The organism is Nocardioides psychrotolerans (assembly GCF_900113685.1).
In the GTDB taxonomy this organism is placed as follows: Bacteria; Actinomycetota; Actinomycetes; order Propionibacteriales; family Nocardioidaceae; genus Nocardioides; species Nocardioides psychrotolerans.
Genome location: NZ_FOQG01000006.1, coordinates 238,107 through 258,340, shown reverse-complemented (window position 1 = coordinate 258,340; position 20,234 = coordinate 238,107). Strand labels below are relative to the sequence as shown.

General features: G+C 70.6%; 24 protein-coding genes, 3 tRNA genes and 1 pseudogene. 13 read left to right on the top strand and 15 right to left on the bottom strand.

The annotated features are described in order from the left end of the window. A pseudogene (locus BM204_RS23235) lies at positions 1-223 on the bottom strand (IS1380 family transposase); the annotation flags it as partial. A 162-nt stretch (positions 224-385) separates the two neighbouring features. Between BM204_RS23235 and BM204_RS09925 the strand changes: the two are divergent. Next, positions 386-1,633, top strand: coding sequence for an ATP-binding protein (locus BM204_RS09925; protein ID WP_091112626.1), 1,248 nt, complete (start codon positions 386-388; stop codon positions 1,631-1,633). A gap of 15 nt (positions 1,634-1,648) precedes the next feature. Here the strand turns inward: BM204_RS09925 and BM204_RS23525 are convergent, their stop codons facing one another. Both BM204_RS23525 and BM204_RS09915 read right to left on the bottom strand, forming a co-directional pair. Then, positions 1,649-2,035 carry a tyrosine-type recombinase/integrase gene (locus BM204_RS23525; protein WP_170259310.1) on the bottom strand — a complete coding sequence of 129 codons (387 nt, stop codon included), beginning with the start codon at positions 2,033-2,035 and terminating at the stop codon, positions 1,649-1,651. Between the two features lie 202 nt (positions 2,036-2,237). Then, positions 2,238-2,310, bottom strand: a tRNA-Arg gene (locus BM204_RS09915). A gap of 282 nt (positions 2,311-2,592) precedes the next feature. Between BM204_RS09915 and BM204_RS09910 the strand changes: the two genes are divergently transcribed. Both BM204_RS09910 and BM204_RS09905 read left to right on the top strand, forming a co-directional pair. Next, positions 2,593-4,434, top strand: a complete 1,842-nt coding sequence (locus BM204_RS09910; protein ID WP_091112621.1) for a phosphoenolpyruvate carboxykinase (GTP) — start codon at positions 2,593-2,595, stop codon at positions 4,432-4,434. Positions 4,435-4,565: 131 nt separating this feature from the next. Beyond that, on the top strand, positions 4,566-5,564 hold the full coding sequence (locus tag BM204_RS09905) for a phospholipase D-like domain-containing protein (protein WP_091112619.1): 999 nt from the start codon (positions 4,566-4,568) through the stop codon (positions 5,562-5,564). Positions 5,565-5,761: 197 nt separating this feature from the next. Here BM204_RS09905 and BM204_RS22620 read toward each other — a convergent pair whose 3' ends face one another. The 3 genes from BM204_RS22620 to BM204_RS09895 all read right to left on the bottom strand — a co-directional run bounded on the left by BM204_RS22620 (position 5,762) and on the right by BM204_RS09895 (position 6,819). Then, complete coding sequence (locus BM204_RS22620; RefSeq protein WP_170259311.1) at positions 5,762-5,899, bottom strand: hypothetical protein; 138 nt, start codon at positions 5,897-5,899, stop codon at positions 5,762-5,764. 258 nt (positions 5,900-6,157) lie between these two features. Further along, a tRNA-Ser gene (locus BM204_RS09900) sits at positions 6,158-6,249 on the bottom strand. 105 nt (positions 6,250-6,354) lie between these two features. Continuing rightward, positions 6,355-6,819, bottom strand: a complete 465-nt coding sequence (locus tag BM204_RS09895) for a hypothetical protein (protein WP_091112617.1) — start codon at positions 6,817-6,819, stop codon at positions 6,355-6,357. Between the two features lie 125 nt (positions 6,820-6,944). On the opposite strand from BM204_RS09895, the gene BM204_RS09890 reads away from it, so the two are divergent. Together BM204_RS09890 and BM204_RS09885 are read left to right on the top strand one after the other, a co-directional pair. Beyond that, positions 6,945-7,328 (top strand): hypothetical protein, encoded by a 384-nt coding sequence (locus BM204_RS09890; protein WP_091112615.1) that lies wholly within the window; start codon positions 6,945-6,947, stop codon positions 7,326-7,328. A 42-nt stretch (positions 7,329-7,370) separates the two neighbouring features. Next, positions 7,371-7,458, top strand: a tRNA-Ser gene (locus tag BM204_RS09885). Positions 7,459-7,470: 12 nt separating this feature from the next. Here the strand turns inward: BM204_RS09885 and BM204_RS09880 are convergent. Genes BM204_RS09880 through BM204_RS09870 form a run of 3 tightly spaced genes read right to left on the bottom strand, consistent with a single transcriptional unit; the run spans position 7,471 to position 9,572 of the window. Continuing rightward, positions 7,471-7,707, bottom strand: coding sequence for a biotin/lipoyl-binding carrier protein (locus tag BM204_RS09880; RefSeq protein ID WP_091112613.1), 237 nt, complete (start codon positions 7,705-7,707; stop codon positions 7,471-7,473). A 45-nt stretch (positions 7,708-7,752) separates the two neighbouring features. After that, positions 7,753-8,793, bottom strand: a complete 1,041-nt coding sequence (locus BM204_RS09875) for a hypothetical protein (protein ID WP_091112611.1) — start codon at positions 8,791-8,793, stop codon at positions 7,753-7,755. Between the two features lie 11 nt (positions 8,794-8,804). After that, a complete protein-coding gene (locus BM204_RS09870) occupies positions 8,805-9,572 on the bottom strand; it encodes a carbon-nitrogen hydrolase family protein (protein ID WP_091112609.1) in 768 nt (255 codons plus the stop codon). A gap of 61 nt (positions 9,573-9,633) precedes the next feature. Here BM204_RS09870 and mobA point away from each other — a divergent pair, with 61 nt between their 5' ends. From mobA to BM204_RS09850, 4 genes are all read left to right on the top strand, one after another. Further along, positions 9,634-10,209 (top strand): molybdenum cofactor guanylyltransferase, encoded by a 576-nt coding sequence (gene mobA / locus BM204_RS09865; protein WP_246166588.1) that lies wholly within the window; start codon positions 9,634-9,636, stop codon positions 10,207-10,209. A 62-nt stretch (positions 10,210-10,271) separates the two neighbouring features. After that, positions 10,272-10,595 (top strand): DUF6457 domain-containing protein, encoded by a 324-nt coding sequence (locus BM204_RS09860; protein WP_091112606.1) that lies wholly within the window; start codon positions 10,272-10,274, stop codon positions 10,593-10,595. Positions 10,596-10,627: 32 nt separating this feature from the next. Further along, on the top strand, positions 10,628-11,605 hold the full coding sequence (locus tag BM204_RS09855) for an NAD(P)H-quinone oxidoreductase (protein ID WP_091112604.1): 978 nt from the start codon (positions 10,628-10,630) through the stop codon (positions 11,603-11,605). 17 nt (positions 11,606-11,622) lie between these two features. After that, entirely contained in the window at positions 11,623-12,225 is a 603-nt protein-coding gene (locus BM204_RS09850; protein ID WP_091112602.1) for a bacterial proteasome activator family protein, read from the top strand. Positions 12,226-12,306: 81 nt separating this feature from the next. On the opposite strand, the gene BM204_RS09845 is transcribed toward BM204_RS09850, so the two are convergent. The 5 genes from BM204_RS09845 to serS form a co-directional block, all read right to left on the bottom strand. Next, the gene (locus BM204_RS09845; RefSeq protein WP_091112601.1) at positions 12,307-12,948 is read right to left on the bottom strand and encodes a hypothetical protein; all 642 of its coding nucleotides are present in this window, start codon (positions 12,946-12,948) and stop codon (positions 12,307-12,309) included. A gap of 63 nt (positions 12,949-13,011) precedes the next feature. After that, a complete protein-coding gene (locus tag BM204_RS09840) occupies positions 13,012-13,818 on the bottom strand; it encodes an HAD family hydrolase (RefSeq protein ID WP_091112598.1) in 807 nt (268 codons plus the stop codon). Continuing rightward, positions 13,815-14,318: a GNAT family N-acetyltransferase gene (locus BM204_RS09835; protein ID WP_246166589.1), complete on the bottom strand. Its 504-nt coding sequence runs from the start codon at positions 14,316-14,318 to the stop codon at positions 13,815-13,817. Before BM204_RS09835 ends, BM204_RS09840 begins: the two co-directional genes overlap by 4 nt. Continuing rightward, positions 14,315-15,142: an HAD family hydrolase gene (locus BM204_RS09830; RefSeq protein WP_091112597.1), complete on the bottom strand. Its 828-nt coding sequence runs from the start codon at positions 15,140-15,142 to the stop codon at positions 14,315-14,317. The genes BM204_RS09835 and BM204_RS09830 overlap by 4 nt, the downstream gene beginning before the upstream one ends. Then, positions 15,135-16,418, bottom strand: a complete 1,284-nt coding sequence (serS, locus tag BM204_RS09825) for a serine--tRNA ligase (RefSeq protein WP_091112594.1) — start codon at positions 16,416-16,418, stop codon at positions 15,135-15,137. Before serS ends, BM204_RS09830 begins: the two co-directional genes overlap by 8 nt. A 90-nt stretch (positions 16,419-16,508) precedes the next feature. Here serS and BM204_RS09820 point away from each other — a divergent pair, with 90 nt between their 5' ends. The 4 genes from BM204_RS09820 (at position 16,509) to BM204_RS09805 (ending at position 19,730) form a co-directional block, all read left to right on the top strand. After that, the gene (locus BM204_RS09820) at positions 16,509-18,083 is read left to right on the top strand and encodes a bifunctional phosphatase PAP2/diacylglycerol kinase family protein (protein WP_091112672.1); all 1,575 of its coding nucleotides are present in this window, start codon (positions 16,509-16,511) and stop codon (positions 18,081-18,083) included. Between the two features lie 42 nt (positions 18,084-18,125). After that, positions 18,126-18,533, top strand: coding sequence for a nuclear transport factor 2 family protein (locus BM204_RS09815; RefSeq protein ID WP_091112593.1), 408 nt, complete (start codon positions 18,126-18,128; stop codon positions 18,531-18,533). A gap of 36 nt (positions 18,534-18,569) precedes the next feature. After that, the gene (locus BM204_RS09810) at positions 18,570-18,857 is read left to right on the top strand and encodes a winged helix-turn-helix domain-containing protein (RefSeq protein WP_091112590.1); all 288 of its coding nucleotides are present in this window, start codon (positions 18,570-18,572) and stop codon (positions 18,855-18,857) included. A 132-nt stretch (positions 18,858-18,989) separates the two neighbouring features. Further along, complete coding sequence (locus tag BM204_RS09805) at positions 18,990-19,730, top strand: hypothetical protein (protein WP_091112587.1); 741 nt, start codon at positions 18,990-18,992, stop codon at positions 19,728-19,730. A gap of 92 nt (positions 19,731-19,822) precedes the next feature. Here the strand turns inward: BM204_RS09805 and BM204_RS09800 are convergent, their stop codons facing one another. Beyond that, a complete protein-coding gene (locus BM204_RS09800; protein ID WP_246166590.1) occupies positions 19,823-20,221 on the bottom strand; it encodes a DUF4446 family protein in 399 nt (132 codons plus the stop codon). Positions 20,222-20,234: the final 13 nt, after the last annotated feature.

Here is a 20,234-nt window from a genome sequence, read left to right as displayed (position 1 = left end):
GGCGCAGCAGGTCGAGGTCATCGATGCAGTCGGCCCCGGCGAGCATCCCAGCGATCACGGCGGTGGTCTTCGCGGTCGCGTTTGCCGAGTCGATGCTCAACCGGTCCTCGAGGAGGTCGTGCAGACCGGCCGACTCGGCCAGTCGCATGGCCGGGACCAGACCTGCGACCGACACCAGGTTCGGGTCATCGAAAACAGGTCGGATGCTGTGAGAGGCTTTCACTTACGAGGTGTCCCTTGCTCGGCGTTCGAATCGTTGTCTGGTAACTCCGATTCTCCCGCCCAGCAAGGGCATTCTCGTTCTACGCCACGCTCACAACACCACATCCGTCGGTGGATCAGGGCTGAACGAGACTGATCCTGGGAATTTCGCAAAGCCAGTCTTATGGAATCTGCATCGTTAAGGCTATGGTTTCTGCAACGGCTGAGCGCCATCGGCGCTGTCCTCATCGAAGGCCCGAAGGCGTGTGGCAAGACGGCGTCGGCGAGTCAGAAGGCAGCTACTACCTATCGGCTTGACGTCGACCAGGCCGCCCGCGACGTGGCCAGTGTTGCTCCTGCCCTGCTGCTCGACAGTGCCACCCCAGTGCTATTCGATGAGTGGCAGGTCGTTCCCTCCTTGTGGGACCAGGTCCGCCGTTCCGTCGACGACCGAGCCCCTGAAAAGGGGCTGTACATCCTGACCGGGTCGGCGACGCCCAGAGAGGACGTCAACCGGCACTCCGGGGCTGGTCGTATCGCGGTAGTCCAGATGCGGCCCATGTCGCTGATGGAGTCAGGGCACTCCACCGGGCAGGCGTCACTGAAAGCCGTCCTGGACGGTGACCAGGTCACCGCGCAGGACTCGGGCCTGACGGTTCCTGATGTCATCGACAGGATCTGCATCGGGGGCTGGCCGGCCCTGCTCGACGCCACTGCCCAGGATGCCGGGCGGTGGTTGCGCGACTACCTCAACCAGATCGTGCTGGTAGACGTCCAACAGTTCGGCACGCGGCGGCGCGATCCCGAGAACCTGCGTCGGCTTCTGAACTCACTGGCCCGCACTGTCGGTGCCGCGGCGAGGGTCACCGCTCTGGCCAAGGACGTCGGCGGGGCAGAGGGCCCGATCGCGCGGGCAACCGTCGACGGATACCTCGATTCGCTGTCACGGCTGCGGCTGACCGAGAATTCGCCCGCCTGGGCGCCACACATGCGGTCCGCCACCCCGCTGCAATCGTCACCCACCCGATACTTCGTCGACCCGTCCCTCGCCGTTGCAGCGCTCGGCCAAGGACCGACCCAGCTCCTGGGGGACCTCAACGCCACAGGCTTCCTCTTCGAGAACCTCGTGGTGCGCGACATCCGCACCTACGCCCAGAGGCTCGGGGGCAGCGTCCATCACTGGCGAGATCAAAACCAGAACGAAGTCGACGTCGTGGTCACCCTGCCCGACGGTCGATGGGGAGCATTCGAGGTGAAGATGAACCCAGCCGACTCGGACAAGGCGGCGGCAGCACTGTTGTCCTTCGCCGAGAAGGTCGACCACAGCAAGGTCGGGCGGCCCACGGCGCTGGGAGTCATCACCTCCACCGGGTTCGCCTACCGTCGACCCGACGGTGTCACCGTCCTTCCCATCGGCACCCTCGGCCCATGAGACCGGTCACCTCGATCAGCCGCCGGTCCCCTGATCCCACAGCAACGCTCCCAGCTGCCGTGGCGCTCGCCCGCGCAGCCCGTCGACGTGCGTGTAGCGCTGGGCGGCAGCCACCTCGGTCCAGCCCATGATCGACATGACCGTGCGGAGGTCGACGCCCTGGACAAGCAGGAGAGTCGCAGCGGTGTGGCGGGCGTCGTGCAGGCGTACGTCGCGGAGCCCGGCCCGGGTGAGCAGGGACTTCCATGCGCTGTGATCGCGCGCGGGGTCGATCAGTCCGCCGTTCGCGGCGGGGAACACCAGGTCGTGCGTACCGTCCCATGCCTCGCCAGCCGCGAGCCTTCGGCGGTTGACACCGGCGCGGTGGGCGCGCAGCTCATCCACGAGGGGTCGGGGCAGCACGATGGTCCGCTTGGACGCCTTGGTCTTGGGCTCGACCAGTAGCAGTCCCGCGGTGGGGGGACGCGTCCGGAGACGACCCGAGATGACGGCGAGCCGCAGGGGGGTATTTGGGCCGGTAATTGAGACGGAGAAGGGCCGCTCCCTGGATGGGGAGCGGCCCTCGTGACCCTGTTTGCGCAGGTCATGCGGTGAATCCGATCTGTGCGCCTGTAGGGATTCGAACCCCAAACCTTCTGATCCGTAGTCAGATGCTCTATCCGTTGAGCTACAGGCGCGGGTCGAGCGGCGTGCCGCGCGACTGGACGACAATAGCCGAACCGGTCTGCGACGACGAAATCGGTCGCACCACTTCCCCAGGTGTGAGGTGGGACACGTGCCGTTGAACGATCCAATAGGACGCCATTAGCGCCACGAGTAGCCTCGCGGCAACTTGTCGCCGCCAACGAAGCCGTGCGATGCCACCACAACTCCACGACACCTCCGTCGACACGCTCGACGGCGCGGACCTCAGCCCCCGGGGCTGCAGGCCGTGAATGCGCGAGAGGGAAAACGCAACGATGCCCAATGTCGAGGCCGCACTGGACGCAGCCGGGGTCACCAACCCCAAGGTCCGCGAATACGTCCACTACTACGCCGAGCTCACGGGCGCCGAGCGCGTCGAGGTGGTCAGCGCCGCAGATGACGCGCGCCTGATCCGGGAGGCACTCGAGGCGGGCGAGCTCGAGCCCGCCGGGGACGGTCGCTACTACTCGCGCAGCTATCACAAGGACACCGCGCGCTCCGAGGAGCGCACCATCGTCGCCACGAGCAACCCCCAGGACAAGGGCGTCTACAACAACTGGCGCCCCGCCGCGGAGATGAAGCCGATGCTGGAGGACCGCATGCGCGGCGCCTCCGCCGGCAAGACGATGTACGTCATCCCCTACCTGATGGCGCCTCCGGGCAACACGCTCTCGCCCTGGGCCACCGGCGTCCAGGTCACCGACACCCGCACCGTGGTCCTGCACATGATCCGCATGGCCCGCGTCGGCATCGACTTCGTCAACGACCTCGAGGACCCCGACAGCTTCGTGCGCGCCGTCCACGTGACCGGCGACCTGGAGAACCTCGGCCAGGGCACCCCCGACGACCAGCGCTACTTCGTGACCGTGGCCGACGAGCGCACGATCCTGCACTTCGGCTCGTCCTACGGCGGCAACGCGCTCCTCGGCAAGATCGCCCACGGCCTGCGCCAGGCGGCGTACGACGGCTGGGCGTCGAAGAAGTTCCTCGCCGAGCAGTACATGCTCATCGGGATCCACGACAAGGAGACCGGCAAGACCTACCACGTCTGCGGCGGTTTCCCGAGTGCCTCCGGCAAGACCAACCTCGCGATGATGCTGGCCCCCGACGCCCTCGGCGAGCGCTACCACGTCTCCTTCTACGGCGACGACATCGCCTGGCTGTGGGTGGACGAGGAGGACGGCAAGCTCTACGGGATGAACCCGGAGTACGGCGTCTTCGGAGTCGCCAAGGACACCAACGAGGTCACCAACCCGACCGCGCTCCACTCGGTCGACGCGGGCACCGGCACGATCTTCACCAACATCGCCTACAACGCGGTGACCCACGAGGTCTGGTGGGAGGGCCGCACCGCCGAGCCGCCCGCCGACACCGCCGGGTGGTTGGACTGGAAGGGCGCGCCGATCGCGGAGCGCGAGGAGGGCGACACCCTGCCCTGGGCGCACCCCAACAGCCGGTTCACCACGACGCTCGACAACGTCCCCAACATCGCGCCCGACTACAACGCCGCCAAGGGCGTGCCGATCGACGCGATCATCTTCGGTGGCCGCACGCGCGATCGCGAGCCGCTGATCCGCGCGATCACCGACCTCGCCGAGGGCGTCTACGACGGCCTGACGCTCGGCGCCGAGGCCACGGCCGCCGCCGAGGGCGTCGAGGGCCAGCTGCGCTACGACCCCATGTCGAACCGGCCGTTCATGGCCTACGGCGAGGGCGACTACGCCGCTCACTACCTCAAGATCGTCGGCGCCGCGAAGGAGCAGCCGATCTTCGCCCACGTCAACTGGTTCCAGCGCGACCCCGAGGACGGCCACTTCCTGTGGCACGGCTACCGGGACAACCTGCGCCCACTGCTGTGGTTGCTCCAGCTCAAGAACGGTGAGGTCAAGGGTCGCCAGACCCCCGTCGGCATCATCCCGACCGAGGACGAGCTCGTGCTCGACGGCATGTCGACCAGGCCCGAGGACCTCGAGAAGCTGCTGACCATCGACGTCGAGCGCTGGAAGCAGGAGATGGGTTTCCGCGAGGAGCACCTCAAGCAGTTCGACCGGCTGCCCGAGGAGATCTGGGAGGCGCACCGCCGCGTCGCCGCCGCTCTGGAGGCCGAGGAGGACTGAGTCCTCACCGCTGACGCACCGCTGACACCGCACGACCGCACCGGTCCCGTCCAGGTCTGACCTGGGCGGGACCGGTGCGTTCTGTGGGAGCATTGGGACCGGGGTCAGGGCAGGCTGGACAGGAGGTGGGGGTGGCGAGCTACGGCCCGGATGAGCGCGCCCTCTTCGAGAGTGCCTCCGCCCGCCTGTTCGAGACCATCGTCGACCTCGGTGGCATCCCGACCGCCGACCCCCGCATCGCACCCGGCTCCGAGCAGCGACCCGCCTTCGACCTGCTCGTCGGGCTCGGCCTGGTGCTGCTCGACAAGGAGACCGACACCTGGGTCCCCGAGGACCCCAGCAGCATCCAGTCGCGCGTCGTCTCCCCGCTGAGCCAGGAGGGCGCCCGGCTGCTCGACGAGTCCTCCCACTGGGCCCGGGTGTTCGGCGGCCTCACCCAGACCTGGCGCCGTTCGCCGATGTCGGCCGTGCGCGGGCCGTTCACCCACATCCACGACGAGGCCATCGGGCCCTTCATCACCGGCCTGGTCTCGGAGTGCGAGGAGGAGCTGCTCACCGCGCAGCCCCAGACCGGCCGCGACGCGCAGTCGCTGGCCGCCGCCGCGCTGCGCGACACGCAGATGCTCGAGCGCGGCACCAAGATGCGCACCCTCTACCAGCACAGCGCGCGACGCAGCTCCGTCACGCACAAGTACGTCGCCGCCGTCACCGCCCGCGGTGCCGAGGTCCGCACCCTGGACGAGTTCTTCAACCGGATGCTGGTCTTCGACCGACGCATCGCGGTCATCCCCGGCGGCGACGACCTGCGGGTGGCGATCGCGATCCGCGAGCCGTCGGTGGTCGCTTACCTGGTCGACATCTTCGAGCGCACATGGGAGCGGGCTCGTCCCTTCACCGACCGCGAGACCTCGATGATGAAGGGCATCGCCGCCGAGCAGCGCGCGATGACGATCCGGATGCTGATCGAGGGTCACTCCGACCAGGTGAGCGCGAAGCGGCTCGGCGTCAGCCCACGCACCTACGCCGGCTACGTGGCCGAGCTCAAGACGGAGTACGAGGCGGACACCCGTTTCCAGATCGGCTACACGATGGGCCAGCAGGGCGTCTCGGGCACCGAGGAGACCGACTGACGCGACAAGACCGGCCGACCTCAGGTCTACAGGCGGGGCGCGTCGACGTGTTCACATGCGGCGAGGGCGATGACTCGAGTTGTGATCGAGTCACCGCCCTCGCTCATGGTTGAGACCGGCCGGGGGGTGGCACGAGGACCCAACAAGTGGGGGGACAGTTGGGTCCGGGTCTCAAGTCGATGGGCGAACCGGGGGAGCTACTTGGTGGAGACCTTGCAGTAGCCGCCGCAGCCCCAGCTGCTGTCCTTGGCGTGCGCCGGGGCGGAGACGCCGAGGAGACCAAGCGAGATGGCGGTCGCAGCGACCGTGATGCCAACCTTGCGTGCAATGTTCATGGAAGACACACCTTTTCTTGAAGGGCCCACGGAATGGCCCGTGCCACGAGTCTGTCCGGTGGGTGCCGGGGGGTGACAGCGATCGCTTGCCTCATAAGTGTGCATTGCAGAATCCTGCAGTGCGAGGACGTGCACTGCAGCGGCCAGACCCCCACGTGGGGTAGGCAGGCGGGAGAACGTCTGAAGTTGGAGGGAGGGGTGGTCAACGATGCACAGAGCCCGGCACCCTTCGTCGTGCGACGAAAGGTACCGGACGCTTGGCGGAGGCGGCGGGATTTGAACCCGCGAGAGGTTTTATCCTCAACCCGCTTAGCAGGCGGGCGCCATCGACCGGACTAGGCGACGCCTCCTCCACTTCCAGGCACGCGGCCTGGAGCAGCCCGCACAGGCTACAAGGACCTGACGGTGGAGGACCAATCACCCCTGCTCCGGACCGTCGCCCGCCCTGGGCAGGCTCAGATCGGGCGTAGCCCGAGGCCCCGGTCGAGGTGGTCCTGGAGCTCGCGCACGAACTGCTCGCGGTCGACGGCGAGGGCCTCGACCGGGACGGTCGTCGTGCGCCCACCGCTCAGGCGCAGCACGACGCACGGGATGTCACGCGGGCTAGCGGTCCCGACGTCCTCGACCTCGCTCCAGGCGGCTCGCTTGACGCCGGCGCCCCGGATCATCCGGACCTCGTAGCCGTCCGCGTCCAGGCGGACGACGTAGGCCTTCGAACGCAGCCAGCTGCCGAGCCAGAACAACCCCAACAGCCCCACCACGAGCAGGACGACGAGCACGTCGGGTGGCAGGGCGTCCGTGGCCGCGACGAAGCCGGTGCTGATGAAGACCACGACTGCGAAGACGAGCAGGTAGGCCCCGACGAAGCGGGCGACGAACGGTCGGGAGAGCCGATAGTCGGACGTCTCGGGTGGGGTCATGGGGATGATTGAACACAACCCTCGATTTCCCTCGCCACCCGGTCTTGTCGTTGCCCCCCTCCAACCGCCATGCTCGAGGTCCCACCCGACTCTCGACCTGATGCCGGGCCACCCGGGAGGTTGCCGTGACCGTCGTGACGCCAGCGCTCAGCACCGCGCTCCGCAGCCTCGATGCCGCCCTCGAGGTGCCACGCTCCGAAGGGGTCGCCCTCGGCAACTGGCGCTGGGTCGTGCGCCAGCGCATCACGCTCGTCCGCGACGCCCTGATCGGCGAGAGCAGCGACCCCGACGACGGCTGGCTCGCCGCGCGCGGGGGCACCGCCTTCCGCGAGCGCAACCAGCTCCTGGGCCGGCTCAGCGCGCTGGGGCCGACCGTCCTGGAGGCCGCCGACGTCGAGCGCGTGCGCGACGACGTCAAGCGCCTGCTCGTCGACATCAGCCACCACGTGCAGCGTCTCAACGACATCGCCTACGACGACGTCGAGATGGAGCTCGGCGGCTCGGAGTGAGGTCCCACTAGACTCCTGCGTCGTACGTCTGCGGGCGTGCACGGAGGGGTGCCGGAGCGGCCGATCGGAACCGCCTTGAAAGCGGTCGTAGGGAGACCTACCGCGGGTTCGAATCCCGCCCCCTCTGCCAAGCTCGGCCGGGCTAGCTCCGGGGCGTGATCTCCACGAGGACGGTGCCCTCCTGGACGACGTCGCCGGGCGCGACCTTGACCGCGCGGATGGTGCCGTCGATCTCGACGAGGACCGGGATCTCCATCTTCATCGACTCCAGCAGGACGACGCTGTCGCCCGGGGCCACGGCATCGCCGGCGGCGACCGACACGGACAGCACGCTGGCCACCATCTCGGCGAGGATCTCGGTCACCTGTTCACGGGCCATGCCCAGGACGCTAGTCGTTACCGGGCGGTACGGAGACCCGGCCGGTCACAGCAGGGCGCTGGTCCGCGCCGGCTCCGGTCGTACGGCGGCGGCCTCCTCGGCGCGCCGGCTGCGACTGCCCCGCGAACCGGTGAGGGCGAGGTCGATGCGGATCACGACGAGCGCGATCAGCAGGCCGAGGACGAGCCCGTAGAGGACCGACAGCCCGCTCTCGCGCAGCGCGATCGCGGGGTTGGCCAGCGAGTTGGCGACCGCCGAGGTCGCCGCGACGCCGAACGCGCAGACCCACCAGCCCTGGCGTCGGCGGGCCCGCATGTGGCAACCCCAGGCCAGGGCCGGGATGCCGAGGACGGTCTCGATGGGGCGCGGGAAGGCGCCCAGGTTGGTGCGGCTCCAGCGCACCAGGTCGAGCAGGGACTCGACCATCCCGGCGGCGCCGTAGCGGCGCAGCAGCTCCGCGTAGAGCAGCGTGACCGCCACCACCACCAGGCCGATCACGACGATCGCGAGGCCTCGGCGACCGAGGCCGTGGAAACCCGCTCCGAGCCTGAAGACCACGAGCAGGGCGCCCACGAGGGACAGCCCGAAGGTGGCGTACTCGAAGCGCACGACGGTGATCGCCGGCTCGAAGCCGACGGTGGCCATGGCCCCCACGCCGGCGATCAGCATGGCGATGACGCACTCGCGCACCACCTGGACGAAGCGCACCGCGGGGACCGTGGCCATCACCGCGAGCACCGCGGCGACCACGCAGGTCATGACGGCCGCCCCCGTGCGCAACGAGTCGTCGTCGGCCACGAGCGTCACGACCCCCAGGACGATCGCGAGGGTGCCGAAGACGACCGGGCGACCACCGGTGCGTGCGGCCAGGGCCCAGGCGTAGGTGCTCGCGACGACCACCGAGCCGATCCCGGGCAGCCAGTCAGGGCCGATCGGGACGATCCCGCAGACCAGGGCGATCAGGCCTGCGCCGACCAGGACCACGAACGTCGCCACCGGCGTCCGTCCCCGACCCAGCGCAGTCACGGCTCGCTGCCAGGCCGCGGGTGGCTTGTCCTCGCGACGGCGAGCAGCAGTCCTGGACACGAGGCACCAGGCTACAGACGGCGGTTGGCCACCGAGGGGTTGGTACGCCGTGCCGCGTCGAGCGCGGACCGCTCCAGGGTGGCGCTCAGCACCACCGCATCGTCCCCGGCCTCGGCGAGCACGTCGCCCATCGGGTCGACGACCAGCGAGTGGCCGGAGTAGCGCGGCCCGGGCTGCCCCGCGGCGGCCACGAACACCGTGTTCTCGATGGCCCGTGCCCGCGCCAGCGTGCGCCAGTGGTCGACCTTGCGCGGCCCCGCGACCCACGCCGCCGGGATCACGAGCACCTCGGCGCCCCGGTCGACCAGCGCGCGCGCCAACTCGGGGAAGCGCAGGTCGTAGCAGGTCATGAGGCCGACCTGGAACCCTCCGACCTCGACCACGGTGGGCACGACCTCGCCGGCCAGCAACCGGTCGGACTCGCGGTAGCCGAACGAGTCGTAGAGGTGGATCTTGCGGTAGGACGCCTCCACCGCACCGCGCACCAGCAGCGTGTTCCACGGCCGCGTGGGGTCCTCGCTCGCCTCGAACATCCCCGCCACGACGGTCGTCGCGCGCTCCTGCGCGACCCGCGCCAGCTCGGAGCCGAACGGCCCGTCCAGCCCCTCGGCGTACGGCGCGACGTCGGAGCCTGCCTCTCCGAAGTCGCGGGCGAAGGCCTCGGGCAGGACCACCAGGTCAGTGCCGCTGGGCACCAGCGCGGCGAGGCGGGCGCGGTTGGTGGCCGGGTCGAGGCCGGAGGCCTCCTGCACGAGGCTGACCTGGAGCGTGGGGGACATCACCAGGCCCAGCCTGCCACTGTGGTGCGCGGCGGCGGGCGTGCGGTGCGAGACTCGCGGGGTGGAGATCGACGTCGGGCTCGGCCCCTTCAGCGCGGTGGTGCTCGCCGGTGGGCGCGCCGCCCGCCTCGGGGGCGTGGACAAGTCCTCGGTCGAGCTCGGTGGTCGCACCCTCCTGGCGCGGGCGATCGACGCGGTCATGGACGCCACCGAGGTGGTCGTGGTCGGCGAGTCCGTGCCGACCGAGCGACCGGTGACGTTCACCGTCGAGAGCCCGCAGTACGGCGGTCCTGTCGCCGCCCTGCTCACCGGACGCGACGCACTGCTCCGCTCCCCGCCCTGGCTGGCCGTCCTCGCCGTCGACATGCCCCGGGTCGGCCCACTGACCTTCGCCCGCCTGCTCCGGGCGACACCGGGCCACGACGGGGCCGTCCTCGTCGACCCGTCCGGGCGCCGGCAGCTCGCGCTGGTCCTCGACGTCGCGCGCCTCGACGCCGTCCGGCCGGACCACGAGGCACAGCACGACATGGCCCTGCACCGGCTCCTGGCGCAGCTGTCGCTCGCCGAGGTGGTGGCCGACGGCGACGAGCACCGTGACATCGACACCTGGTCGGACCTGCGCGACCTCGCCGAGTGACCCGGGCATGACCTGAGCGTTGGGGGTTGCGCCGCGCCCTCGTTGTGACCACATTGGTTGACGTGAACCTGCACGACTGGATCGACGAGCTCTGCGACGTCCTCGACCTCGAGGCCGAGGTCGACGAGGGGCTCCTCAACGACCTGAGCCGGATCGCGACGGACAACGTAGAGCGCAGCGCCGGCCCGGTCACGGCCTACCTGCTCGGCTTCGCGGCCGGGTCGCGGGAGGCCAACCCCGAGAGCGTCGAGAAGCTCGCGTCCATGGCGCAGGGCCTGGCCGAGGGCTGGGACCGCCCGGCGGGCTTCCGCGACCCGCTCGACGTCGACCAGCCGGTACCCGACGACAGCGGTGTCGACCACACCGGCGACGCGCTCGACGACTGACCCGGCGCCGACCCTGGGGCACACTGAGCCCCATGCGTGCCGTGATCGCCACCGCAGCCGGTGGCCCCGAGGTCCTGTCCGTCCACGAGGTCCCCGATGTCGAGCCCGGGCCCGGCGAGGTCGCCATCGCGGTCGTCGCGACCGCAGTCAACCGCGCCGACCTGTTGCAGCGTCAGGGCTTCTATCCACCGCCGCCCGGAGCCTCGGAGGTGATCGGCCTGGAGTGCAGCGGCACGATCGCCGCCGTCGGCGAGGGCGTGGAGCAGTGGTCGGTCGGTGACGAGGTGTGCGCACTGCTCGCGGGAGGCGGCTACGCGTCACGGGTCGTCGTACCGGCCGGGCAGGTGATGCCGGTGCCCGACGGCGTCGACCTCGTGACCGCCGCTGCGCTGCCCGAGGTGGCGGCGACGGTGTGGTCCAACGTCTTCATGGTCGCCGGGCTCAAGCCGCACGAGGGGTTCCTCGTGCACGGCGGCGCCGGCGGCATCGGCACGTTCGCGATCCAGCTCGCCTCGGCCCTGGGGGCCCGAGTGTTCACCACGGGCGGCACGGCCGAGAAGCTCGCGTTCTGCGCCTCGCTCGGCGCGGACGTGACGATCAACTACCGCGACGAGGACTTCGTGGAGGCCGTGAAGGCGGCGACCGGCGGCGGTGGGGTCGACGTGATCCTGGACAACATGGGCGCGAAGTACCTCCAGCGCAACGTCGAGGCCCTGGCCACCGAAGGCCGGCTCGTCATCATCGGCATGCAGGGCGGCATCAAGGCCGAGCTCGACATCAGCGTCCTGCTCCGCAAGCGCGGAGCGGTCATCGCGACCTCGCTGCGCTCCCGCGCGGCCGACCAGAAGGCCGCCATCTGTGCGTCGCTCGTGGAGCTGGTGTGGCCGTTGGTGGCCGAGGGCCTGGTCCGACCGATCGTGCACGGCACTATGCCGCTCGACGACGTGGTGGCCGCCCACGAGCTGATGGAGTCGGGCGAGCACACCGGGAAGATCGTGCTGACCGTCTGACGCATAGGCTGCAGGACATGAGTGAGCAGTCCGACGAGCAGGAGCAGCAGGTCGTCATCATCGGTCCCGACGGCAAGCCCATCGGGACCCTGCCGGCCTCCGCGTTGCAGCAGGCGCCCGAGGGTGAGGGTGGTGACCACGACGACGACGAGGGCGAGCGCGCGCTCACCGACCTGGTCGAGCAGCCCGCGAAGGTGATGCGGATCGGCAGCATGATCCGCCAGCTCCTCGAGGAGGTGAAGGCAGCGCCCCTCGACGAGGCCAGCCGCGTCCGTCTCAAGGAGATCCACGAGGCCTCCATCAAGGAGCTCGAGCAGGGCCTCGCACCCGAGCTGATCGAGGAGCTCGACCGGCTGACGCTGCCCTTCAGCGGGGACGAGGTGCCCTCCGAAGGCGAGCTGCGGATCGCGCAGGCCCAGCTGGTCGGCTGGCTCGAGGGCCTCTTCCACGGGATCCAGACCGCGATCTACGCCCAGCAGATGGCCGCTCGTGCGCAGTTCGAGCAGATGCGGCGCGGGCTGCCGCCGGGCATGGGTGGCGCCCCCCAGACCGACGGCGGGTTGCCGGTGCCTCCCGAGGACGAGTCGCGGCCCGGGTCGTCGAGCGGGATGTACCTGTAGGTCGGCGGCCGGGTGGTCGGCGCGAGGCGGACCAGCGACATGCCGGTGGGACGCCTCGGGGTGCGAGACCGTTCCTCCAGGTCAGCGTCGGGCGTTGAGCCGTCCGACGAGGATCAGGCCGAGGAAGCCGACGAGCACGAGCGCGAGTCCCGGCGCCGCGGCACGGCTCAGCGAGGTCGGCTGGCCGGTGTCGGCGTCGGTGAGGACGGCCGGCTCGGGGGCCGGCTCGGGCGTCGCTGGCCGACCCTCGCCGAGCACGCCCTGGACCTCGGCGATCAGGGCAGAGGTCGCAGCCCGGGTGCCGGAACAGCCGTCGTCGGCCCAGGCCCCCTCGACGGTGGCATCGGCGGCGACGACGAAGACATAGCGGGAGTCGACCTGGAGCTGGCCCAGGCCGCAGGTCGCCTGGGTGCGCTGGGTGGTGAGCACGGTCTGGTCGACGTCGGCGATCCGGCCCTTGTAGACCCGGTCGAGCACGACCTCGTTGGTGATGCTGACGACCGCCGCGGCCCCGACGCCCTCGGAGCGGGTCGACGAGGCGACCGTGCCGGTGAAGACGGCATCGGCGTCCTTGATGCGCTCCATCAACGAGTCGGCGCCGGTCCCGGAAGCCTGGGCGCAGGTGCAGGCCTGGGCGGGCGCGGCACCGAGCGCGACGAGGCCGCCGACCATGAGGAAGGCCATCAGGAAGGCGGTGAGAAGGCGACGGGCGGCTGCGAGCACGCGCTCATCACAACAGATCGGTGGTGACGGACACCAGTCGAGACGTCCCCGCCACGCCACGAGTCACACCTCATCGAGCCCGAAGAGGCCGGTGAGCACCTGCGCGACCCCGTCCTCGTCATGGTGAGGAGCGACGTGGTGGGCGAGGGCGAGCACGTCGGGATGGGCGTTGGCCATCGCATAGGCCGTGCCCGCCCAGCCCAGCATCGGCAGGTCGTTGGGCATGTCCCCGAAGGCCACGACGTCGGCCGCGGCGACGCCGAGCTCGTCGCACAGCAGCGCCAGGGTCGACGCCTTCGTCACGCCCGGCGCGCTGATCTCCAGCAGGGACGTGCTCGACGACCAGGTGATGACCAGCCGGCCCTCGGTGGCCACCTCGGCCCGGGACCAGAAGTCCTGCGGGTCGAGCTCCTCGTGCCGCGCGAGCAGCTTGAGGGCGGGGCGGTCGAAGAGCTCCTCCACCGGCGCCCGGCGGCTGCCCTCCGGCACCAGGTAGCGCTCGAGGAACTCCGGCTCCAGGGCGATCCCGTCGAGGTCCTCCACGGCGTACGTCGTGCCCGGCACCGCCGCGCGCAGGGCGCGACACACCTCGAGGCCCAGGGCCGGGTCGATCGGCCGCTCGAGCCGCGCGCGCTCCTCGGCCACGTCCCACACGACCGCGCCGTTGCTCACGACCGCGAGGCCGTGGGAGCCGACGTGCTCGAAGACGTCGGCCGCCCAGCGCAGCGGCCGACCGGTGACGAACACGACCGGGACGCCGCGGGCCTCGACGGCCCGCAGGACGGCCGCCGTACGGTCGCTGATCGCGCCGTCGGCGCCTACGAGGGTGCCGTCGAGGTCGGTGGCGACGAGGCGCGGCAGCCCGCTCACGGTGCCGTCCGGACGGGCAGCGGCCGGGCCATGACCAGGTCGCCGTCCTCGTTGCTGCCACGCAGCTCGGTGAAGCCGCACTTGGCCAGGACCCGCACGCTGGCGCGCAGTCGTACGCCGACGAGGTCGGTCTGCGCGACCAGGGCACGCAGCGCCTCCGTGGCCACGCCACCGCCGCGGGCCGCCTCCACGAGGCCGTAGCCGACCTCGGTCTCACCGTCCGTCGGCGGGCCGAAGCAGCCGATGGAGCCGACCGCCAGCATCCCGAGGACCACGTGGCGCGGACCCCAGGTGTCCCCGGCGCGGACCATGGCCGCTGCGTCGACGTCGTCACGGCGGGGGTAGTCGGGGTGCCAGCGGTCCTGGTGGCGACCGGCCAGCATGTCGGCGGCGTCGGCGGCGCTGATGGGGATCAGGCGCAGCCGCTCGGAGCTGATCAGCGCGGGCAGGGACGCGACCGGCGAGACAGCAGGCTCGCCGACGACTGCGTCCTCGGTCACCGGAACCAGCGGTCGATCTCGATGGCGGCGCCGTCCTCGTAGACCGACTCGGTGACGGCGTCGGCCACGTCGATGACCTCCTGGACCGACTGGCCCATGGCGACCCCGCGGCCGGCCCACTGGAGCATCTCGATGTCGTTGCGACCATCACCGATCGCCAGGACGTCGGCGGCGGTAAGCCCGAGGGCCGACGCGACGTGGCCGAGCCCGGAGGCCTTGGAGACCCCGACCGGCGACAGGTCCAGCCAGGCGGTCCAGCCGACGACGTAGTTGGTGCCGTGCAGTCCGAGCGCCTTCGCGAGCTCGACGAACTGCTCGGCGCTGGCGTCGGGGTCGCGGATGATGACACGACTGACCGGACCGGCCACGAGCTCCTCGACGGGCGTGACGATCATGTCGCCCGAGAGCTCGCCGTCGGGGAAGGGCGTGCTGACGCGGTAGCCGATGCCGCGCTCCTCGACCGCGACCCGCGCTGTCGGCTGGCGCTCCAGGATGAGCTTGACCGCGGGCCCGGCGTCGAAGGTCTCCTCGTGGACGACCTCGAGCGGCGGGTAGCGGAACACCACGGCGCCGTTGCTGGCCACGATCCACAGCCGCTCGGCGTCCTGGCCGCGCAGGTCGAGCAGGTCGGCGATCGGGGTCATGCCGTGCGGCGAGCGGCCGGACGCGAGCACCACGTGGGCGCCGGCGTCGAGGGCGCGGTGGATGGCGTCGTGGACAGCGGGCTCGACCTGCTCGTAGGTCGAGCCGGCGCCCTCGATCCACTTCAGCAGGGTGCCGTCGATGTCGAGCGCGACGATGCCGGGCTTCCAGTCCTCAGCCACCGGTCACCGGCTCCAGGACCTCGCGTCCCAGCCACTTCTGCAGTGCCTGCGGCACCTTGACCGAGCCGTCGGCTTGCTGGTGGGTCTCGAGGATGGCCACGATCGCGCGCGGGACGGCGCACAGGGTGCCGTTGAGCGTCGCGATCGCCTTGAGCTCGGTGCCGCCGTCGGCGGTGGTGAAGCGGCCGCGGGTGTCGAGGCGTCGGGTCTGGAACTCGGTGCAGTTGGAGGTCGAGGTGAGCTCGCGGTACTTGCCCTGGGTGGGGATCCACGCCTCGCAGTCGAACTTGCGCTGAGCGGACAGGCCGAGGTCGCCGGCCGCGGTGTCGATCACCTGGTAGGCCAGCTCGAGCTTGTCGAGGAACGCCTTCTCGATCGACAGCAGCCGCTGGTGCTCGGCGTAGGAGTCCTCCACCGTCGTGTAGACGAACATCTCCACCTTGTCGAACCAGTGGACCCGGATGATCCCCTTGGTGTCCTTGCCGTGCGAGCCGGCCTCCTTGCGGAAGCACGGGCTGAACGCGGCGTAGCGCAGGGGCAGCGACGAGCCGTCCAGGATCTCGTCGGAGTGGTAGGCGGCCATCGGGACCTCGGAGGTGCCGACGAGGTACATGTCCTGGCCCTCGATGCGGTAGACGTCGTCTGCGGCCTGGCCGAGGAAGCCGGTGCCGTCCATGGCGCGCGGCTTGACCATCGACGGTGCGATCACCTGGGTGAAGCCGAACTCGCGGGCGGTCTCGTTGGCGAGGTTGATCAGCGCGAACTCCAGCTCGGCACCGACGCCGGTGAGGAAGTAGAAGCGCGAGCCGGAGACCTTGGCGCCACGCTCGAGGTCGATGGCCCCGAGCATCCGACCGAGCTCGACGTGGTCGCGGGGCTCGAAGTCGAACGTCGCGGGCGTGCCGACGGTCTCGAGCACGACGAAGTCGTCCTCACCGCCGGCCGGCACCTCGTCGGCGGCCAGGTTGGGGATCGAGAGCAGCGACTGCCGCCACTCCTCCTCGGCCACCGCCTGGGCGGCCTCGGCCTCCTTGACCTGGGCCGCGAGCGCCTTGGTCCGGGTGAGCAGCGCCGTCTTCTCCTCACCCTGCGCCTGGGGGATCAGCTTGCCGAGCCGCTTCTGCTCACCACGCCTCGACTCGAAGGTCGTGATCGCCTCACGACGGGCGGTGTCGGCGGCCAGTGCGCGATCGACCACGTCGTCGGACAGGCCGCGCTTGGCCTGGGCGGCTCGGACGCGGTCTGGGTCTTCACGGAGGATGCGCGGATCGATCATGGGCCCAGGCTATCGGGGCTCGGGCGGCGCGCTCATCCCCATTGCTTCCCAGTTCGTGCGCGGGTGATCGCGTCGCTCATACTGGGCGCCGTGCTTGACCGTTCTCGCGTCCACCTCCTGACCTGGTCCGCCCTGTGCTTCGGCCTCGTCGGGTTGCTGGCGCTCGCCGTGAACCAGGGCTGGTCCCCCCTGGTGTCCTTCGACGACCGCGGCGACACCGTGCGTGGCTGGGCCGTCGACGACCAGGGGCTGCGCTCGTTCCTCCGCGTGGTCGAGGTGGCCTTCGGGACGGTCGCCATGACGGCGTACACCGTCGTGCTGGCGGTCGCGATGTTCGTCAAGGGCTACCGCCGGGCGGCGTTCTACGCGGCCGGCGTGATGGGGCTGACCTCGGCCGCGACGACGCTGATCAAGCTCGGCGTCGGACGCGACCGGCCGGCGTGGCAGGAGCCCGAGTGGCTGCTGGGCAACAACGCGTTCCCCTCGGGCCACGCGTCGTCGGTCGCTGCACTGGGCGGCATCGTGCTGGTGCTGGTCTCGATGCTCGTACGCCGTGCCGGCGTGCGCCGCTTCGCCGACGTCACCGTCGCCCTGGTCGTGATCCTCGTCTGCCTGGACCGGGTGCTGCTCGGGCGGCACTTCCCGACCGACGTGATCGGCGGGGTGCTCCTCGGTGCCGGCTTCGTACTGCTCGGCCTTGCGGTCTACAGCCCGCTGCCGCGCAGCCACGCCGAGAAGATCGAGCCGCTGGCCGAGGTCCTGCCGCCCGGGCGCAAGCTCGCCGTCGTGCTCAACCCGATCAAGGTCGAGGACGTCGGGCAGTTCCAGTCGATCGTCACCTCGATGGCCCTCGAGGCTGGCTGGCAGGAGCCGTCGTGGCACCTGACGACCGTCGAGGACCCCGGCACCGGCCAGGCCGAGCAGGCCTCGGTCGAGGGTGCCGGCCTGGTCATCGTCTGCGGCGGCGACGGCACCGTCCGCGAGGTCTGCGCCGAGCTCGCCGGCACCGGCATCCCGGTCGGCATCGTGCCCGCCGGCACCGGAAACCTGCTCGCCCGCAACCTCGGCATCCCGCTCTACGTGCGCGCCGCCATCGACGTCGCGCTCACCGGCCAGGACCGCGCGATCGACATGGTCTCGGTGACCGGCGACGGCATCGAGGACAGCCACTTCACGGTGATGGCGGGGATGGGCTTCGACGCCGCGCTGATGGAGGGCGTCAACGAGGACCTGAAGAAGAAGGTCGGCTGGATCGCCTACGTGATCTCCGGCCTCAGGTCCCTGATGTTCCCCGCCGTCCGGGTCGACATCTCGGTCGACGGTGGGGACTACACCCGCCACCGCGCGCGCACGGTCGTCGTCGGCAACGTCGGCTTCCTCCAGGCCGGCATGCCGCTGCTGCCCGACGCCGCCATCGACGACGGCCAGATCGACGTCGTGATCCTGCACCCGCGCACGTTCTTCTCCTGGATCCCCCTGGCCTTCCGGGTGCTCGCCAAGCAATCGCGCACCGACGACACCATCAACCGGATGACCGGCCAGCGCGTCAGCATCAGGGCCGCCACCGACACCCCGCGCCAGCTCGACGGCGACTCGATCGGCCCGGGCCGCGAGCTGCACATGGAGTGTGTCCACGGACGGTTGCTGGTGCGGGTCCCGCGCTAGTCCGCGGGTCGGTGATCACGGGACGGTGGTTGACTGGCGCTCATGACCGCCCCCACCAGCAGCCGCCCCGCTCCGGTCGCCGCCTGGCACGCCGTGGCCGAGTCCCGCGACCCGGCCGGCCTCGATGCCCTGCTGGCCGACGACGTCGTCTTCCGCTCCCCAGCCGTCCACACCCCGCAGGCGGGCAAGGCGCTCACCACCGCATACCTCGGCGCCGCGATGGTCGTGCTCGGCCCGGAGCTCCGCTACGTCGCCGAGTGGTGCTCGGAGGACAGCGCGGTGCTGGAGTTCACCTCCGTCGTCGACAACATGAGCGTCCACGGCGTGGACATGCTCCGCTGGGGCACCGACGGCCGACTGACGTCCTTCACCGTGATGGTCCGGCCGATGAAGGGCCTCCAGGCGCTCGTCACAGCGATGGGCGCGGAGCTGACGAAGGGCGTCGGCTGAGCTCGGTCCTGATGGCCCGCGGTCTCGACCGTCGAGGTGGGTGACCTGGTCATCGACCTGGCGCGCAAGCGCGTCGCGCGCGAGGGGACCGACGTACGCCTGACACCCACGGAGTGGGCCTTCCTCGAGCTGCTCGCGCGCAACGCCGGGCGCCTGGTCACCCGCGAGCAGGTGCTGCGCGAGGTGTGGGGTCCGGGCTATGAGCACGAGAGCCACTACCTGCGCGTCTACGCCGCCCAGCTGCGTCGCAAGCTGGAGGCCGACCCGGCCCGGCCCCGCCACCTGCTGACGACCAGCGGGCTGGGCTACACCCTCGAGCCCTGAGGCCGCCACCTCGTGGAGTCATCCTTTCGGACAGATCCTGGCTCCCAACAGGCCAGGTGAGCGCGCCTCTTCGTCTCTGGTGGGCGTCACCCCCCGCCTGTCACACTTTGCGTCACGACGAAAGGTCCTCCCGTGATCGGCGCACGCCGCGACCCCCCGCCCTCGCGTTCCGCGAACGCGTTCGGGCGTCGGCGACCCCTGGCGGCCGCCGAGTGGGAGCAGGCCAACCGCTTGGGGATGCTGCTCCTCCATGCCCTCATCGGCCTGATGGCCGGACTCCTGATCCTTTTCAACGGAACGGCTGCGACCTTCGATCAGTACGGTGACTGGATGCGGCTGACGACCGGAGGCCTGGCCTTCGTCGGGGGTGCGGTGCTCGTCGCGGGCCTGGCCTGGCGCTCGACCTCGATCTTGCTCGAGATGGTCGGGCTCACGATCCTGGCGCTCTGGACCCTGACCATGGCAGGCGGTTTCGTGCTGGCGTCGCTGAGCGCCGGGGTGCTGATCATCGAATGGCCCTGGCACGCCTTCTCCGACATGCCGGCCGAGCGGCTCTACCCGATCGTGCTCTACCTCGGGCTCTTCCTGATGACCTCGCTGCACCTGTGGACCGCCTCGCGGCTGCGCCTGCTGGCGCTGGCCGCCCGCCACCGGGCGGCGGGCAGCCAGCGGCTCCTGGAGCCGACCGCGGGCATGGCCCGGCCGGGTCAGCAGCGGGTGAGCGCGGCTCCCGGGTCGGCGTCGTCCATGGCGAAGCAGCCCTCGATCGAGGGGCTGGCGGGTCGGCGGCCCCTCGATCGAGACGCTGCCGCCGAGGGCCCAGCGGTAGACCTGCTTTCCAGGTCTCGTAGTAGCGGGCCTCGGCGCCCATGAAGCCGTTGCCGAAGGGGGTCCCCTCGGTGGTGCGGGCCGCCAACAGCGTGCCGTTCCAGGGCCGGGAAGTTGTCTCCCCCGCGTATCGGCCTCTAGGACCGGGCGTTGGCGATCGCCTCGTCCTCCTCCGGTGAGAGCTGCTGCTCGGAGCGCCACCGGGCGATGTTCTTGGCGTAGCTGCGGGCGTCGGAGCGGCCATGGATCGAGCTCAGCACCACCCCGTCACCGCTGTCGTCGAGGAGCGCGAGCGACCAGGACAGGTGACCGCCCATGTCGCCGAAGGCGTCGTAGCGGACCACGGCCAGGTGCCGGAGCGAGCCACGAGCCTCCGCGCGGAGCGCCGCGACCTCCTGGCGCAGGCCGTGGACGTCCTCGGGGAGGGCCTCCGCGCCCATCGCGCGTCGCGCGCTGCTCGTCGTGCGGAGGGTGAGGACCGAGAGGGTGATCGCGACGAGCGCGACCGCGAGGCTGAGAACGGCGAGGAGGACCACGTCCCCGACCCTA

Excerpts from the sequence above, each read along its gene's own strand:
- BM204_RS09925 (WP_091112626.1), top strand. The coding sequence starts at position 386 with ATGGAATCTGCATCGTTAAGGCTATGGTTTCTGCAACGGCTGAGCGCC.
- BM204_RS09910 (WP_091112621.1), top strand. The coding sequence starts at position 2,593 with ATGCCCAATGTCGAGGCCGCACTGGACGCAGCCGGGGTCACCAACCCC.
- BM204_RS22620 (WP_170259311.1), bottom strand. The coding sequence starts at position 5,899 with ATGAACATTGCACGCAAGGTTGGCATCACGGTCGCTGCGACCGCCATC.
- BM204_RS09895 (WP_091112617.1), bottom strand. The coding sequence starts at position 6,819 with ATGACCCCACCCGAGACGTCCGACTATCGGCTCTCCCGACCGTTCGTC.
- BM204_RS09880 (WP_091112613.1), bottom strand. The coding sequence starts at position 7,707 with ATGGCCCGTGAACAGGTGACCGAGATCCTCGCCGAGATGGTGGCCAGC.
- BM204_RS09870 (WP_091112609.1), bottom strand. The coding sequence starts at position 9,572 with ATGTCCCCCACGCTCCAGGTCAGCCTCGTGCAGGAGGCCTCCGGCCTC.
- BM204_RS09855 (WP_091112604.1), top strand. The coding sequence starts at position 10,628 with ATGCGTGCCGTGATCGCCACCGCAGCCGGTGGCCCCGAGGTCCTGTCC.
- BM204_RS09850 (WP_091112602.1), top strand. The coding sequence starts at position 11,623 with ATGAGTGAGCAGTCCGACGAGCAGGAGCAGCAGGTCGTCATCATCGGT.
- serS (WP_091112594.1), bottom strand. The coding sequence starts at position 16,418 with ATGATCGATCCGCGCATCCTCCGTGAAGACCCAGACCGCGTCCGAGCC.
- BM204_RS09815 (WP_091112593.1), top strand. The coding sequence starts at position 18,126 with ATGACCGCCCCCACCAGCAGCCGCCCCGCTCCGGTCGCCGCCTGGCAC.